At 62.9% G+C, this 16113-nt stretch carries 12 protein-coding genes and 1 pseudogene; all 13 read left to right on the top strand.

Going from position 1 to position 16113, the window contains the following annotated elements; genetic code table 11:
- Positions 1 to 114, top strand: a pseudogene (locus tag AC1DRN_RS16645) (class II aldolase/adducin family protein); the annotation flags it as partial.
- Positions 115 to 403: 289 nt separating this feature from the next.
- Positions 404 to 1051 (top strand): TetR family transcriptional regulator C-terminal domain-containing protein, encoded by a 648-nt coding sequence (locus tag AC1DRN_RS16640; protein ID WP_477786750.1) that lies wholly within the window; start codon positions 404 to 406, stop codon positions 1049 to 1051.
- Positions 1052 to 1144: 93 nt separating this feature from the next.
- Positions 1145 to 1861: a response regulator gene (locus tag AC1DRN_RS16635; RefSeq protein ID WP_223460733.1), complete on the top strand. Its 717-nt coding sequence runs from the start codon at positions 1145 to 1147 to the stop codon at positions 1859 to 1861.
- Positions 1862 to 1866: 5 nt separating this feature from the next.
- Complete coding sequence (locus AC1DRN_RS16630) at positions 1867 to 2640, top strand: substrate-binding periplasmic protein (protein WP_223460731.1); 774 nt, start codon at positions 1867 to 1869, stop codon at positions 2638 to 2640.
- Positions 2637 to 4892: an ATP-binding protein gene (locus tag AC1DRN_RS16625; RefSeq protein WP_223460729.1), complete on the top strand. Its 2256-nt coding sequence runs from the start codon at positions 2637 to 2639 to the stop codon at positions 4890 to 4892. Before AC1DRN_RS16630 ends, AC1DRN_RS16625 begins: the two co-directional genes overlap by 4 nt.
- A 208-nt stretch (positions 4893 to 5100) precedes the next feature.
- Positions 5101 to 6525, top strand: coding sequence for an amino acid permease (locus AC1DRN_RS16620; protein WP_223460726.1), 1425 nt, complete (start codon positions 5101 to 5103; stop codon positions 6523 to 6525).
- A 331-nt stretch (positions 6526 to 6856) separates the two neighbouring features.
- On the top strand, positions 6857 to 7648 hold the full coding sequence (locus AC1DRN_RS16615; protein WP_223460724.1) for an enoyl-CoA hydratase/isomerase family protein: 792 nt from the start codon (positions 6857 to 6859) through the stop codon (positions 7646 to 7648).
- Between the two features lie 41 nt (positions 7649 to 7689).
- The gene (locus AC1DRN_RS16610) at positions 7690 to 8850 is read left to right on the top strand and encodes an acyl-CoA dehydrogenase family protein (protein ID WP_056725048.1); all 1161 of its coding nucleotides are present in this window, start codon (positions 7690 to 7692) and stop codon (positions 8848 to 8850) included.
- 18 nt (positions 8851 to 8868) lie between these two features.
- Entirely contained in the window at positions 8869 to 10968 is a 2100-nt protein-coding gene (locus AC1DRN_RS16605) for an acetate--CoA ligase family protein (RefSeq protein WP_223460722.1), read from the top strand.
- A 10-nt stretch (positions 10969 to 10978) separates the two neighbouring features.
- Positions 10979 to 12586, top strand: a complete 1608-nt coding sequence (locus AC1DRN_RS16600) for a 5-guanidino-2-oxopentanoate decarboxylase (protein ID WP_223460815.1) — start codon at positions 10979 to 10981, stop codon at positions 12584 to 12586.
- Between the two features lie 24 nt (positions 12587 to 12610).
- Positions 12611 to 13801: a pyridoxal phosphate-dependent aminotransferase gene (locus AC1DRN_RS16595; RefSeq protein ID WP_223460720.1), complete on the top strand. Its 1191-nt coding sequence runs from the start codon at positions 12611 to 12613 to the stop codon at positions 13799 to 13801.
- On the top strand, positions 13794 to 15200 hold the full coding sequence (locus AC1DRN_RS16590; protein ID WP_223460718.1) for an aldehyde dehydrogenase family protein: 1407 nt from the start codon (positions 13794 to 13796) through the stop codon (positions 15198 to 15200). The genes AC1DRN_RS16595 and AC1DRN_RS16590 overlap by 8 nt, the downstream gene beginning before the upstream one ends.
- Positions 15201 to 15279: 79 nt before the next feature.
- The gene (locus AC1DRN_RS16585) at positions 15280 to 15990 is read left to right on the top strand and encodes an NAD(P)H-dependent oxidoreductase (RefSeq protein ID WP_223460716.1); all 711 of its coding nucleotides are present in this window, start codon (positions 15280 to 15282) and stop codon (positions 15988 to 15990) included.
- Positions 15991 to 16113 lie beyond the last annotated feature (123 nt).

Below are 16113 nucleotides of genomic sequence, written 5' to 3'. Positions count from 1 at the left end.
GATCCGGGGAGTCCGTGGGAGGAGGGTGAACTGAGCGATCCCGATGCCATGCAACTGGCCTGGGCGGCGTTGTTGCGACTGCTGAATCGAGTTGCGCCGGCTTACCGCGCCTGATCCAGATCCTCTGTTGTATGGACTGACCTCATCGCGAGCAAGCTCGCTCCCACAGTGGTTTGGGTTGTTCGCAGATCTTGCGTACACCCACAAACCCTGTGGGAGTGGGTGTACGCAARAYCCGCGAACAACCGAGATCCTGTGGGAGCGTGGCTTGCCCGCGATGGGCGCGCCACGGTCTACCAGACTGCCAACTGACTGGAGAAATGGCCCGCTCTTGCTGTACAGTCGTTCAGCCCGCCGCTAACCCGTGTGGGCCTGAACGATTCAACCAAGGAGCGTGTCGCCGATGAATCAGGAAGCCCGTTTTTCCCGCATGGAACCGGAGTTGCGCAAAGCCAACCTGATCGAGGCGACGCTGGTGTGCCTCAAGCGTCATGGTTTCCAGGGCGCGTCGATCCGCAAGATTTCCGCTGAGGCCGGGGTCTCGGTGGGGCTGATCARTCATCACTATTCCGGCAAGGACGAACTGGTGGCCGAGGCCTACATGGCGATCACCGGGCGAGTGATGACCCTGCTGCGCGACGCGATGGAGCAAGCCGCTCCGAATGCCCGGGAGCGCTTGTCGGCGTTTTTCCGCGGTTCGTTTTCCGCCGAATTGCTCGATCCGCAACTGATCGATGCCTGGCTGGCGTTCTGGGGCGCGGTGAAAACCGCCGAGGCCATCAACCAGGCCCACGATCATTCCTATGGCGAGTATCGCGGCATCCTGCGCAAGGTGCTGGCGGAACTGGCCCGGGAGGAGGGCTGGGAAAACTTCGACGCCGACCTCGCGGCTATCAGCCTCAGCGCCTTGCTCGACGGCTTGTGGCTGGAGTACGGGCTGAACCCGGGTACCTTCACCCCGGAGCAGGGCATCCAGATTTGCGAGGCCTGGGTCGATGGTTTGCAGGCCGGCGGACGCCAGCGCTTTTGCGTGCAGACGAGCGACTGTTGATCAGTCGTTCAGCAATCGATACTCTCTGGCGCCGATGCAGGAAAACACTCTAATAAGAAACTGGCCCCCCGGGCCTATGCCGGACACCAAGCGATGACTCCTCGGGTATTGATCGTCGATGACGATCCGCTGATTCGCGATCTGTTGCACGCCTACCTGTCCCAGGAAGGCTACGACGTCCATTGCGCCGCCACGGCGGAACTGGCGGAAACCTTCCTGGCCAGCCAGAGTGTCGACCTGGTAATGCTCGACATCCGCCTGCCGGGCAAGGACGGCCTGACCCTGACCCGTGAGCTGCGGGTGCGGTCGGAGGTCGGGATCATCCTGATCACCGGGCGCAATGACGAAATCGACCGCATCGTCGGCCTCGAATGCGGCGCCGATGACTACGTGATCAAACCCCTCAATCCAAGGGAGCTGGTGTCCCGGGCGAAAAACCTGATTCGCCGGGTACGTCATGCGCAAACGCCTGCGCCTGCCGTCGCGGTGGCCAAGCCGGTCAAGCAATTTGCCGACTGGTCACTGGACACCGACCGCCGTCGCCTGATCGATGCGTCGGGCAGCGAAACCCTGCTGACCCACGGCGAATACCAGTTGCTCAGCGTGTTCCTGCGCAACAGCGGCCACACCCTCAGCCGCGATCAGTTGATGGACCAGATCCGCAACCGCGAATGGGTGCCCAACGACCGCTCCATCGACGTGCTGGTCGGGCGCCTGCGCCGCAAGTTGCACGACGACCCGGCCGAACCGCAGTTGATCATCACCATTCACGGCGCCGGTTACCTGTTCACTGCCTGCGTGGCGGCCTGAAGCTGATGGCGCGATGGCTCTGCCTGCTGGCGATGCTGGTGGCCGGCCATGCCGTCGCGGCGGACAAGGTTCGCTATTGCGATTACCCGGTGTACCCGCCGATCTCCTGGAGCGACGGCAAGCAGGTGCGCGGCCTGGCGCCGAGCGTGGTGAAAAGCCTGTTTGGCCAGTTGGGTTACGAGGTCGAGATAGTCGTGCTGGGCAACTGGAAACGCTGCCTGCTGGACGCCGCCGAAGGCCGGGTCGATGTGGTGCTGGCCTACAGCACCGCGCAACGGGAGCAAAGCATGCTGTTCTCGACGGTGCCGGTATTGCGTGAAGAAGTGGCGCTGTTCATCAACCGCCAACACCCGGTGAAATTCGAACAACTGGACGATCTGGCCCATTACCGTGGCGGCCTGTTGTTCGGCGAGAGCTACGGTGTGGAGTTCGATCGCATGGTTGCGCACAACAACAATATCGAATGGGTGTCCGACAGCCACCAGAACTTCGGCAAGCTGATTCGCGGGCGCATCGATTTCATCACCCAGGAGCGACGCACCGGCCAGTTGTACGTGGAAAACCTGCCCGGCGGCCAGGACATCGTTGCCTTGCCCAAGGCATTGAGCGTGGACTATCTGCGGGTCGCTGTGTCGCGGCGCTCGCCCTTGGCCACTCGCATGCCCGAGATCAATGCGCAGTTGCAGCGCATGGTCGATGCCGGTGACATCGAGCGCTGGCTCAACGAGAGCGAAGTGACCTACCGCGACATGATCAACCTGCCGGCAGATGCGCAATGATTCGCGCGCGCCCCGGTGGACTGTTGCGGCGCCTGTTGCTGTTCATTCTGTTGTTCAGCCTGTGCTTCACCGTGCTGGCCAGCAGCGTGCAACTGTACATCGAGTATCGGCGGGAAATGCGCGACATCGATTCGCGCATGGAGCTGATCCGCGCCGGCTACCTGGCCAGCCTGGAACGCAGCCTCTGGGATTTGAACCAGGAGCAGTTGAACGTGCAGTTGCGCGGGCTGGTGGACTTCTCCGACGTCGCGCGGGTGCACTTGACCAGCGCCGATTTCGACCTGGTACAGGGCAATCCAACCCCGGCGGGACCGCTGCGTATCGAGCGCTTTGCCCTGGACTATCAGCCGCCGTCCGGCCCGCTACGTAACCTTGGCGAACTGGAAGTGAGCACGGATCTGGGCGCGGTGTACCAGCGTCTCTACGCCACCGGTTTGACCAGCCTGTTGTGGATGGCGGTGTTTCTCTGCGGTCTGGCCGTGGCGCTGTCAGGATTGTTTTATCGACTGGTGACCCGGCACCTGAAAGTCATGGCCGAGTTTGCCCGGCGCATCGCCGCCGGTGAATGGCAGGAACCCCTGCACCTGGACAAGCGCCGCGGCAGCGACGAAATCGACACCGTGGCCCATGCGCTGGACGACATGCGCCGGGCGATCCTGCGGGACATCGAGCGCCGGGAAACCGATCGCCTGGCCTTGCAGGACAACCGCGATGAATTGCTGAAAATGGTCGAGCGCCGTACCGCCAGCCTGATGCGCGCCAAAGACGAGGCGGAAGCGGCCAACCTCGCCAAGTCGCGGTTTCTGGCGACCATGAGCCACGAACTGCGCACGCCCCTCAATGGCATTCTCGGCATGGCCGAACTGCTGCGCGGCGCGCGTCTGGATGCCCGGGACGGCAAACGCCTGGACGCCTTGCACAAGGCCGGTGAAGGCTTGCTGACGATCCTCAATGAAGTGCTGTATTTCGCCAAGCTGGAGGAGGGCGTCAGCCATCCCGAGCCGGTGGATTTCTCGCTGCGCCAGTTACTCGATGAGGTACTGACACTGTTGGAACCGCGAGCGCTGAACAACGATACGATCCTCAGTTGCCGCATCGATCAGCGCATTGCCGAACATCATCACGGCGCCGAGCAATTCCTGCGCCAGGTGCTGAGCAACCTGCTGGCCAACGCGATCAAGTTCACCGAAGGCGGCGAGGTCAGCGTCGAGGTCGCGCTTCTCTGCGAAACCGGCGAACGGGCGGGGCAGCGGCTGCGGGTCAGTGTCACTGACGACGGCATCGGCATTGCCCCTTTGATGCAGGCGAAGATTTTCGAGCGTTTCACCCAGGCCAGCGAAGAAGTCGCCCAGCGCTTTGGTGGCACCGGGTTGGGGTTGGCGATCTGCAAACATCTGGTGGAGCAGATGGGCGGCTGCATCGGCGTGGACAGTGAAGTGGGGCGCGGCAGTTGTTTCTGGTTCGAGCTGTCCTTGCAGCCGGCCAGCGGCGTGGCTGAGGCCCCGCCGGTTCGCGCGGCGGGGCCGGCACTGAACATCCTGGTGGTCGAAGACGTGGCGCTCAACCGCGAAGTGGCCAAGGGTTTGCTGCAGCGGGACGGTCACCGGGTATGGCTGGCCGAAGAGGCAGAGCAGGCGTTGCAACACTGCGCGGCGCGGGCTTTCGACCTGCTGTTGCTGGACGTGCATCTGCCGGGCATCAGCGGAGTCGAGTTATGCCGGCAGATCCGCAACAGCGATGGGCCGAATCGCCACACCCGCATCTTCGCCCTGACCGCCAGCGTGCAGCCGGCGCTGGTGCGCGGTTATCTGGAGGCCGGCATGGACGGTGTCCTGGCCAAGCCCTTGAAGCTGGAAAACCTGCGCCAGGTGCTGGAAGGTCATGCGCCGGTCGCCGAGTCGCTGCTGAGCGACGAGGCAATGGACTGGCCGTTGTTGCAGACCCATCGCAACCTGCTCGGCGAGCAAAAGGTCCAGGGCCTGCTGTCGGTACTGCGCGACTCGATTCTGCAACACCGCGATGCGTTGAATGAAGCCATGGCCGCCGATGACTGCACAGAGATCGCGCAACTGGCGCATCGTCTGGCTGGCAGTTGCGATTCTCTGGGCTTTCGCTCACTGGCCGCGACGCTCAGGGCGCTGGAGACGTTGGCCCTGGGCAACGATGAGTCGGCGATCCGCCACATGAACCCCGCGTTGAATGAACAATTGCAGCAGGCACTGACTACCCTCAAAGGCCTGTTGCAGAGCTGACGTACAAGTTTGTTACGACTTTGTACAACTTCGATCGTTACGGTCAACGCGAACTTACATGGCTTTCCAATAATCGACGCAACCGCCGCAGCGCGGTCTTCGAAGCTTATTGGAGATAATAATAATGAATTGCCGTAAAGCTGATCCCACCCTGCGCCGTGACGTCCCGTCGCGCGCTGTACACCTCACTGACTGTTGAGGTGCCGACATGAACGAAAACACTGATCGCAGCACTGATCATAAAGGCATCCAGCTGACCCGCGCCCTCAAGAGCCGGCACATCTTCATGCTGTCTTTGGGCGGCGTCATCGGCACCGGGTTGTTCATGGGCTCCGGCGTGACCATCAATCAGGGCGGCCCGGTGGGGGCGATCCTGGCTTACCTGGTCGCGGGTTTCCTGATGTACCTGGTGATGGTCTGCCTGGGCGAACTGTCGGTGCAGATGCCGGTGTCCGGATCGTTCCAGACTCACGCCACCAAATACATCGGCCCGGCCACCGGGTTCATGATCGGCTGGGTGTACTGGATGAGTTGGGCCACCACCGTGGGCCTGGAGTTCACCGCCGCCGGCATGCTGATGACCCGCTGGTTCCCGACGGTGCCGATCTGGTACTGGTCGGCGCTGTTCGTGGTGGTGCTGTTCGGTATCAATGCCATGGCCACCCGCGCTTTCGGTGAGGCGGAATACTGGTTTTCGGGGATCAAGGTCGCGGCGATTCTCGGTTTCATCGTGGTCGGCGTGCTGGTGATCTTCGGCGTCATGCCCCTGAGCAGTGGCGCACCGGCACCGATGGCGACCAATCTGATCGGCGATACGCTGTTCCCCAACGGCCTGTCGGCGGTGTTCGCGGTGATGATGACCGTGGTCTACGCGTTCCAGGGTTGCGAGATCATGGGCGTGGCCGCAGGTGAAACCGATCAGCCGGAAAAGAGCATTCCCCGCGCCGTGCGCAACGTGGTGTTCCGCGTGCTGATTTTCTACGTGCTGGCGATTATCGTGCTGTCGGCCATCGTGCCGTGGCAGCAGGCAGGCTTGATGGAAAGTCCGTTCGTGCAGGTGTTCGACATGGTCGGCATTCCCTTTGCCGCCGACCTGATGAACTTCGTGATCCTCACCGCGATCCTGTCGGTGGGCAACTCCGGCCTGTATGCCTCGACGCGCATCCTGTGGGCGATGTCAAAAACCGGCATGGCGCCGAAAAGCCTGTCGCCATTGAGCAAGCGTGGCGTGCCGCTGCGCGCCTTGAGCATCACCCTGTGCTTCGCGCTGGTGTCGCTGATGACCAGCTTCGTCGCCGCCGACACCTTGTTCATGGTGCTGATGGCCGTGAGCGGCATGTCCGGCACCGTGACCTGGATTGTCATCGCGCTGGCGCAGTACAAGTTCCGCAAGGCGTACTTGCGTGAAGGCGGCAAACTCAGCGACCTGAAATACCGTGCGCCGTGGTTCCCGGTATTGCCGCTGATGTGCATCACGCTGTGCTGCTCGCTGTTCGTGTTCCTGGCACTGGATGAAACCCAGCGTCCGTCGCTGTATTGGGGCTTTGGCTTCATTGCGCTGTGCTATGGCGCGTACTTCCTGATCCATCGCAAGCGTCAGGGCGTGTTGGCGCCGAGCTTGCCGACTGCATAACACCTCCAGATAACCGTTTCCCCTGTAGGAGCGAGCCTGCTCGCGATAGCGGTGGATCAGTCAACAGAAATGTTGAATGTGATTCCCTCATCGCGAGCAGGCTCGCTCCTACAGTTGTTTTGTGCTGGGCGTAGGTAGTTGTTCGAAGTTGTAACAGCGCCAACAGCCGTTGCTCGCCATTCTTGAAATAATTCAATAAAACCAATGTGTTGCGAAGTTTTTTGGCTTGTTACAGCCAATTTCCAAGCCGATTGCCGCCTTACTGAACACTCGTTTAGTATGGCCTCAAGTCGCATCACCTCAGACCAATCACAATAACTCGAGGATTCCCATGACCACTCAATCGTCGCTGCTCAGCCAGGTCGAAGCAGGCGTTGCCTGGATCACCCTCAATCGCACTGCCCAGCGCAATGCGCTGGACATTCCGACGCTGAAAAACCTGCACGTCTTGCTCGACGCTTACAACGCCGATCCAGCGGTGCGTGTGGTGGTGCTCACCGGCAGCGGCCGCAGCTTCTGCGCCGGCGCCGACCTCGATGAATGGGCCGACGCCGAAGCCCGTGGCGCGCTGGAAACCTACGGCTGGACCGAAACCGCCCACGCCTTGATGACCCGCCTGCACAGCCTGGAAAAACCGACCATCGCCGCCATCAATGGCACCGCCGTCGGCGCCGGGATGGACCTGACCCTGTGCTGCGACCTGCGCATCGCCGGGCAATCGGCACGCTTCAAGGCCGGCTACACCAGCATGGCCTACTCGCCGGATGCCGGCGCCAGTTGGCACCTGCCGCGTCTGATCGGCAGCGAACAGGCCAAGCGCCTGCTGTTCCTCGATGAACTGTGGGGCGCTGACCGTGCCCTCGACGCCGGTCTGGTCGGCGATGTCTGCCCCGACGAGCAACTGCTGACCGTTACCAGCGAACTCGCTGCACGCCTGGCCAGCGGCCCGACCTTTGCCTTCGCCCAGACCAAAAAACTCATGCGTGAAGGCGCCGAACGCAGCCTGCCGGAACAACTGCAAGCCGAGCTCGCCGCCGGCCTGCTTTGCGGTCGCAGCGAAGACGGCACCGAAGCCCTGCGCGCGGCCATGGAAAAACGCCCGGCACGCTTCATCGGTCGTTGATTCCCCCTACATCTCCCAGAATACGAACAACAGGTAGCGCCATGAATTTCCAACTGACCCAAGAACAAGAAATGTTGGTGGACTCGGTACGCAGCTTCGTCGAGAAGGAACTGCTGCCCTATGAAGAGCAGGTCGACCGCGCCGACGAGGTCTCCCCGGAACTGGCGGCACAGATTCGCGGCAAGGCGATTGCTGCCGGTTTCTACGCCTTCAACATGCCCGAAGAAGTGGGTGGCGGTGGCCTCGATTACCTGTCCCAGGCGCTGATCGAGCGCGAGCTGTCCAAGGTGTCCTGGGCGCTCCACGTGTTTGTCGCGCGGCCGTCGAAAATCCTCATGGCCTGCACCGGCGACCAGATCAACGACTACCTGTTGCCGTGCATCCAGGGTGAAAAGATCGACTGCTTCGCCCTGACCGAACCGGGTGCCGGCTCCGACGCCAATGCGATCAAGACCCGTGCCGTGCGTGAAGGCGATGACTTCATTCTCAACGGCAGCAAGCACTTCATCAGCCACGCCGGCCATGCCGATTTCGCCATCGTCTTCGCCGTGACCGACACCTACGAACACAACGGCAAAAAGCGCAACGCCGTGACCTCGTTCCTGGTCGACCGCAACACCCCGGGCATGACCATCCGCCGTGGACCGAAGTGCGTGAGCAACCGTGGTTATCACACCTTCGAAATGTTCTTCGACGACTGCCGCGTACCGGCCAGCAAAGTGCTGGGCGAAGTCGGCAAGGGTTGGGAGGTGGCCAACGCCTGGCTGACCGCCGGGCGGGTGATGGTCGCGGCCAACTGCGTCGGTCAGGCCCAGCGCGCACTGGACGTGTCCTTGCAGTGGGCGGCGGACCGCAAGCAATTCGGCCAGCCGATCGGTACTTACCAGGGCGTGTCGTTCAAATTGGCCGACATGGCCACGCAAATCCGCGCCGCCGAACTGCTGACCCTGCACACCGCCTGGAAAATGGACCAGGGCACCATGACCGATGGCGAGGCCGGCATGGCCAAGCTGTTCGCCAGTGAAGTGCTCGGCCGTACCGCCGATGAAGCGGTGCAGATCTTCGGCGGCATGGGCCTGATGGACGAAGGTCCGGTGGAGCGCATCTGGCGCAACGCGCGGATCGAACGGATCTGGGAAGGCACCTCGGAAATCCAGCGCCACATCATTTCCCGCGAGCTGCTGCGGCCGCTGCTGCGCTGATCGGCCCGGAGAATTCCCATGTCCCAAACCATTCGTGACAACCTCAAACGCATGCTCGCGCCGCAACACGTGGCGTTCGTCGGCGGCCGCAGCATGGCCCGCGCCCTCAAGCGCTGTGCCGAGGGCGGCTACCAAGGGCAAATGTGGCTGGTCAATCCGCAGCACGACAGCCTTGAAGGTGTGCCGTGCGTGCGCAGCGTTGCCGAGCTGCCTTGCGGCCCGGACGCCGTGTTCATCGCCACCAACCGCGAACTGACCCTGACTTGCGTCGCCGAACTGGCCGCCATCGGCGCGGGCGGCGCGATCTGCTACGCCTCAGGCTTCGCCGAGACCGGCGCCGAAGGCCAGGTCCTGCAACAGCGACTGCTCAAGGCCGCTGGCGACATGGCCTTGCTCGGCCCCAACTGCTACGGCCTGCTCGACTACCTGCACAGCTCCGCGCTGTGGCCGGTGGCCCATGGCGGCAAAGCGGTGGAGAAGGGCGTGGCGGTGCTGACCCAGAGCGGTAACTTCGCCTACAACCTGTCCATGAGCGACCGTTCGCTGCCGGTGGCCTACATGGCCTCGGTCGGCAATCAGGCGCAACTGGGTGTCGCTGAACTGATGGACGTGTTGCTCGACGAGCCGCGTGTCACCGCCATCGGCCTGCACCTCGAAGGCCTGAAGAATGTGCCGGGTTTTGCCCGTGCCGCGCACAAGGCACTGGAGAAGGGCATCCCGATCATTGCCCTGAAAACCGGCGTGTCGCAGATCGGCGCCGAACTGGCCTTGAGTCACACCAGTTCTTTGTCGGGTTCCGATGCGCTGTACGACGCACTGTTCGACCGCCTCGGGGTTATTCGCGTCAGCGGCCCGGTGAGTTTTGTCGAAACCTTGAAAGCCGCAGCCTGCGGCAACCTGCCGGCGGGTAACCGCCTGATTGCGCTGGCCTGTTCCGGTGGCGATGCCGGGCTGATTGCCGACTACGCCGAACGCAATGACCTGGGCTTGCCGAAACTCGATCAAGGACAGGTCGGCGAACTCGCGCAAGTACTGCCGACCTACGCCAACCTGGTCAACCCGCTGGATTTCACCACGGCGATCTGGGGTGACGGCGAAGCCTTGAACCGCATGCTCGACAGCGCGCTGCGCACCGAAGCCGATGCGGCGATGCTGGTGCTCGACTACCCGTCGGAGTTCACCGGCGAGCGCAAGGAATGCGACCTGCTGCTGGAGTTGTACTGCGCGGCACTGAAACGTCACGGCAAGACCGGTTTTGTCACCTCGGCCTTCCCCGAACTACTGCCGGCCCATGCCCGCGAGCGTCTGCACGCCCAAGGCGTTGCGGCGTTGCAAGGCGTTGAAGACGGCTTGGCCGCGTGGGGGCGCATCGCCGGTTATCAGCGCAACCGCCAGGCCTTGTTGGCTTTGGGCGAATCGGCACTGGTTCCGCTGTGCCCGCACGCGCTGGAAGGTGAGGGGCGTTTGCTCAATGAATGGGACTCCAAACAGGCCTTGAGAGCCTTTGGCCTGCCAACGCCAAACGGCGTATTGAGTACCCCGGACAAGGCCCTGAAGGATGCAGAAGCATTGGGCTATCCGCTGGTACTCAAAGCGGTCAGCGCACAGCTGCCACACAAGACCGAGGCCGGTGCCGTGGCGCTGAACCTCAAGGACGGCGCGGCATTGAGCGCTGCACTGGAGCAGATGCGTACCAGCATTGCCGCTTACGCCCCGGGCGTACCCTTCGATCAACTGTTGCTGGAACCCATGGCCAAGCCGCCACTGGCTGAGCTGATCGTCGGCATCAAACGCGAAAACGATTTTTGCCTGGCCTTGGTGATTGGCGCGGGCGGCATTCTGGTGGAGTTGCTCAAGGACAGTCGCAGTCTGTTGCTGCCGACCACCGACGGTGCGATCCGCAAGGCCTTGCTCAGCCTGCGCAGTGCGCCGTTGCTGCAAGGTTTCCGTGGTCGCGAGTCTGCTGACCTGGACGCCTTGGTGAGCGCGATCCGCGCAGTGGCCGACTACGCCTGCGAGAATGCCGCACACCTGCTGGAACTGGATGTGAACCCATTGTTGGTCGGTGCCCAAGGCACGACTGCGGTCGATGCGTTGATTCGCCTCGGCCAGGAGTGAGGACATGAATATGCAAAGCAAAACATTGACCGGTGGCCAGGCCCTGGTGCGCCTGTTGGCCAACTACGGCGTCGATACCGTGTTCGGCATCCCCGGCGTACACACCCTGGAGCTGTATCGCGGCTTGCCCGGCAGTGGCATTCGCCACGTGCTGACCCGCCATGAGCAGGGCGCCAGTTTCATGGCCGACGGCTATGCCCGGGTCAGCGGCAAACCCGGCGTGTGCTTCGTCATCACCGGCCCCGGCGTGACCAACGCCGCCACCGGCATTGGCCAGGCCTACGCCGACTCGATTCCGATGCTGGTGATTTCCAGCGTCAACCACAGCGCCAGCCTGGGCAAGGGCTGGGGTAGCCTGCACGAGTGTCAGGATCAACGGGCAATGACCGCACCGATCACTGCGTTCTCCGCAGTGGCGCTGACCGCCGAAGACCTGCCGGAACTGATCGCCCGTGCTTATGCGGTGTTCGACAGCGAGCGGCCGCGCCCGGTGCACATCTCGGTGCCGCTGGACGTGCTGTCGGCGCCGATTGCCCGTGACTGGAGTAATGAGGTGGTGCATCGTCCGGGTCGTGGCCCGGCATCCGCCACCGCCATCGATCAAGCCGTGGCCAGACTCAACGCTGCCAAGCGACCGATGATCATCGCCGGTGGTGGTGCGCTGAATGCCGTTTCGCAGCTGCAAGATATCAGCACCCGACTCGCTGCGCCGCTGTTTACCAGCGTCGCCGGAAAGGGCTTGCTGCCTCCGGATGCGCCGCTCAATGCCGGTTCATCCCTGTGCGTGGAGCCGGGCTGGAACCTGATCGCCGAGGCCGACGTAGTGCTGGCGGTCGGCACCGAAATGGCCGACACCGACTACTGGCGTGAGCGCCTGCCACTCAACGCCGAGCTGCTGCGAGTGGACATCGACCCGCGCAAGTTCAACGACTTTTATCCGTGCGCGGTTGCCTTGCACGGCGATGCACAACAAACCCTCAGTGGATTGCTTGAGCGTCTGCCGTCTGATGTGCGCGATGCCAGCGCAGCGATTGCCTCGGTCGCCGCCCTGCGTGAAGCGGTCAAGGCCAGCCATGGTCCGTTGCAGTCGATCCATCAAGCGATTCTTGACCGCATTGCTGCAGAGCTGCCGGACAACGCGTTCATCAGCACCGACATGACCCAACTGGCCTACACCGGCAACTACGCTTTCGACAGCCTGGCGATCCGCAGTTGGCTGCACCCGACCGGCTACGGCACCCTGGGTTATGGCCTGCCGGCAGGCATCGGCGCCAAGTTCGGTGCACCGCAACGGCCGGGCCTGGTGCTGGTGGGCGACGGTGGTTTCCTCTACACCGCCCAGGAGCTGGCCACGGCTGTTGAAGAACTGGACAGCCCGCTGGTGGTGCTGCTGTGGAACAACGACGCCCTGGGGCAAATCCGCGACGACATGCTCGGCCTGGATATCGAACCCATCGGCGTGTTGCCACGCAACCCGGATTTCGCCGCCCTCGCTCGTGCCTTCGGCTGCACCGTGACTCAGCCGCAAAGCCTGGCCGAGTTGCAGACCGACTTGCGCCAAGGCTTCAAGCGTAACGGCGTGACTTTGATCGAACTCAAGCATGCCTGTGCGCATTGATCTGTATTTCAAGGGGATGAAGCCATGCGCTTTTCCGATCTGACTCAACGTATCGCCGGTGACGGTGCCGCCGCGTGGGATATCCACTACCGCGCCCTGGCACTGCGCGAACAGGGTGAAGACATTCTGCTGTTGTCCGTGGGCGATCCGGATTTCGACACGCCACAGCCTATCGTGCAGGGCGCCATCGACAGCCTGCTGAGCGGCAACACTCACTACGCCGAGGTGCGTGGCAAGCGTGCCCTGCGTGAAGCCATTGCCAGGCGTCATCAGCAGCGCAGCGGCCAGTCCGTTTCGGCGGATCAGGTCACCGTGCTGGCCGGGGCGCAATGCGCGCTGTTCAGCGTGGCGCAATGTGTGCTCAATCCAGGTGACGAGGTGATCGTCGCCGAACCGATGTACGTCACCTACGAAGCGGTGTTCGGGGCTTGCGGCGCCGTGGTGGTGCCGGTGCCCGTGCGCTCGGAAAACGGTTTTCGCGTGCTGCCCGAAGACGTCGCCGCGCGCATCACTGCGCGCACCCGGGCGCTGGCACTGAACAGCCCGCACAATCCGTCCGGCGCGAGTCTGCCGCGCAGCACGTGGGCCGCGTTGGCTGAACTGTGCATCGCCCACGACCTGTGGCTGATTTCCGACGAGGTCTACAGCGAACTGCTGTTCGAAGGCGAGCACATCAGCCCGGCGAGCCTGCCCGGCATGGCCGAGCGCACCGCGACCCTCAACAGCCTGTCGAAATCCCACGCCATGACCGGGTGGCGCGTCGGCTGGGTGGTGGCGCCGCCATCCCTGGCCGCACACCTGGAAAACCTTGCGTTGTGCATGCTCTATGGCTCGCCGGATTTCATTCAGGACGCTGCCGTGGTGGCCCTGGAAAGCAACCTGCCGGAACTGGACGCCATGCGCGAAGCCTATCGCCAGCGTCGCGACCTGGTGTGCGACAGCCTGGTCGATTGCCCCGGCGTGCAGGCATTGAAACCCGATGGCGGGATGTTCGTGATGCTCGATATCCGCCAGACCGGGCTCAGCGCCCAGGCGTTTGCCGACCGTCTGCTGGATCGTCACGGTGTGTCGGTATTGGCTGGCGAGGCCTTTGGTCCGAGCGCGGCGGGGCATATTCGCCTCGGTCTGGTGGTCGGTGCCGAACCGCTGCGCGATGCCTGCCAACGCATTGCCCGTTGTGCTCAAGAACTGATGGAGGCTCAGCTACATGCTTAACCACAAAGCGTTGTTTATTGATGGTCGCTGGCAGAAACCTTCTGGGCAGGGCATCGCCGAGGTGATCAACCCGGCCACCGAAGAAGTGTGCGGCAGTGTTCCGCTCGGTGATGAACTTGATGTCGAAAACGCCGTGGCGGCTGCGCGCCGGGCCTTCGACTCATGGTCGCGCACACCGTCCAGCGTACGTGCCGGTTACATCCGAGCACTGGTCGATCAATTGCGTGCCCGCGCCGATGAGATGGCCGCGGTCATCACCACGGAACTGGGCATGCCGGTGCAATGGTGCCGCTCGGTACAGGTCGATGGGCCGATCACTGGCCTTGAGCAGTACGTCGAACTGGCTCATCTCATGGACGAAGTGCGCGAAGTCGGCAACTCGCTGGTGATCCGCGAGGCGGTGGGTGTCTGCGCGTTCATCAACCCGTGGAACTACCCGCTGCACCAGTTGATCGGCAAACTCGCCCCGGCCCTGGCCGCCGGTTGCACCGTGGTGGTCAAACCGAGCCAGGAAACCCCGCTGCATGCCTTCCTGCTGGCGCAGATGATCGAGGACATCGGCCTGCCGGCCGGGGTGTTCAACCTGGTCAGCGGCCCGGGCTCGAAAGTCGGCGAAGCGCTGGTCAAGCACCCGGACGTGGATATGGTGTCGTTCACCGGTTCCACCGGCGCCGGGGTACGGGTCGCGCAAGCGGCGGCACCTTCAGTCAAGCGCGTGTGCCTGGAGCTGGGCGGCAAGTCGCCGCTGCTGATCGCCGAGGATGCGGATCTGGCAGCGGCCGTGCGCTACGGCGTGCAGGACGTGATGATCAACTCCGGCCAGACCTGCACCGCGCTGACCCGCATGCTGCTGCCGGCCAGCCGCTACGCCGAGGCCGTCGAACTGGCGCTGGCCGAAACCCTGAACCTGCGCATGGGCGATCCCCTTGACCCGCAAAGCTTCCTCGGTCCGATGTGTTCGGCCGGGCAAAAACGCACCGTGCATGACTACATCAAGGTCGGCCAACAGGAAGGCGCACGGCTGCTGTGCGGCGGTGACATGCCGGGGCGCGGCTTCTATGTCAGCCCGACGCTGTTCGCCGATGTCGACAACCGCATGCGCATCGCCCAGGAAGAAATCTTCGGCCCGGTGCTGTGCCTGATTCCCTACAACGATGAGGCGCAAGCGATCCAGATCGCCAACGACTCGCCGTTCGGCCTGTCCAGCGGCGTCTGGGCCGGCAGTGCCGAGCGCGCCTTGCATTTGGGTCGCCAACTGCGTGCAGGCCAGTGCTTCCTCAATGGCGCAACGTTCAATTATCAGGCGCCGTTCGGTGGCTACAAACAGTCGGGCAACGGTCGCGAATGGGGTGAGGAGGGGCTGAACGAGTTCGTCGAAGTGAAGGCGATCCAGGTGTGACGGTTGGCGACTCGAACTGTTCATCACCCACTGCTCCACACCTTCAATCGATACGCTGGGAAAAGTCTAAGGAATCACCATGAAAGTACTGATCGTCCACGCCCACCCGGAGCCGCAATCCTTTACCGCCGCCCTGCGTGACCAGGCCGTCACCACCCTCGAAGCCCAAGGCCACGAAGTGCAGGTCAGCGACCTGTACAAAATGAACTGGAACCCGGTGGCCAGCGACGCGGACTTTTCCTCACGGGAAAACCCCGAGTACCTGGTCTATGCCCTTGAGCAACGCCTGGGCGTGAAGAGCCAGTCACTGGCGCCGGACATCCAGGCGGAACTGGACAAACTGCTGTGGGCCGACCTGCTGATCCTCAACTTCCCGATCTTCTGGTTCTCCACCCCGGCCATGCTCAAGGGCTGGATCGATCGGGTGCTGGTGTCGGGCATCTGCTATGGCGGCAAGCGTTTCTACGATCAGGGTGGATTGGCCGGGAAGAAGGCACTGGTGACCGTGACCCTTGGCGGCCGCGAACACATGTTCGGCGAAGGCGCGATTCATGGCCCGCTGGAGGACATGCTGCGGCCGATCCTGCGTGGCACCCTGGCTTACGTCGGGTTCGATGTGCTGGAACCCTTCGTGGCCTGGCATGTGCCGTACATCAGTGAAGAGGCGCGCCAGCAATTTCTGATTGATTACGGGCAGCGGCTGCAGCACCTGAATGATGACCAGCCGCTGGTGTTTCCGAAGTTGGCGCAGTTCGATGACAAGCTCTATCCACTGACCACCAATGCCTGACTGACACCACAACCCCCTGTGGGAGGGGCCCGCGATGAAGGTATCAGCTTCAACATCCATGTTGACTGAGCCTCCGCCATCGCGAACAGGCTCGCTCCTGCACAACTCCAACCGCTTGTTCGG

This window comes from Pseudomonas sp. P5_B3, assembly GCF_056400405.1.
This window is presented reverse-complemented; position numbering and strand designations above follow the sequence as displayed.

What these genes read in the sequence shown, in the direction of transcription:
- AC1DRN_RS16615 (WP_223460724.1), top strand. Translation starts at nt 6,857, where the DNA reads ATGACCACTCAATCGTCGCTGCTCAGCCAGGTCGAAGCAGGCGTTGCC.
- AC1DRN_RS16585 (WP_223460716.1), top strand. Translation starts at nt 15,280, where the DNA reads ATGAAAGTACTGATCGTCCACGCCCACCCGGAGCCGCAATCCTTTACC.
- AC1DRN_RS16605 (WP_223460722.1), top strand. Translation starts at nt 8,869, where the DNA reads ATGTCCCAAACCATTCGTGACAACCTCAAACGCATGCTCGCGCCGCAA.
- AC1DRN_RS16635 (WP_223460733.1), top strand. Translation starts at nt 1,145, where the DNA reads ATGACTCCTCGGGTATTGATCGTCGATGACGATCCGCTGATTCGCGAT.
- AC1DRN_RS16620 (WP_223460726.1), top strand. Translation starts at nt 5,101, where the DNA reads ATGAACGAAAACACTGATCGCAGCACTGATCATAAAGGCATCCAGCTG.
- AC1DRN_RS16595 (WP_223460720.1), top strand. Translation starts at nt 12,611, where the DNA reads ATGCGCTTTTCCGATCTGACTCAACGTATCGCCGGTGACGGTGCCGCC.
- AC1DRN_RS16630 (WP_223460731.1), top strand. Translation starts at nt 1,867, where the DNA reads ATGGCGCGATGGCTCTGCCTGCTGGCGATGCTGGTGGCCGGCCATGCC.
- AC1DRN_RS16590 (WP_223460718.1), top strand. Translation starts at nt 13,794, where the DNA reads ATGCTTAACCACAAAGCGTTGTTTATTGATGGTCGCTGGCAGAAACCT.
- AC1DRN_RS16600 (WP_223460815.1), top strand. Translation starts at nt 10,979, where the DNA reads ATGCAAAGCAAAACATTGACCGGTGGCCAGGCCCTGGTGCGCCTGTTG.
- AC1DRN_RS16625 (WP_223460729.1), top strand. Translation starts at nt 2,637, where the DNA reads ATGATTCGCGCGCGCCCCGGTGGACTGTTGCGGCGCCTGTTGCTGTTC.
- AC1DRN_RS16610 (WP_056725048.1), top strand. Translation starts at nt 7,690, where the DNA reads ATGAATTTCCAACTGACCCAAGAACAAGAAATGTTGGTGGACTCGGTA.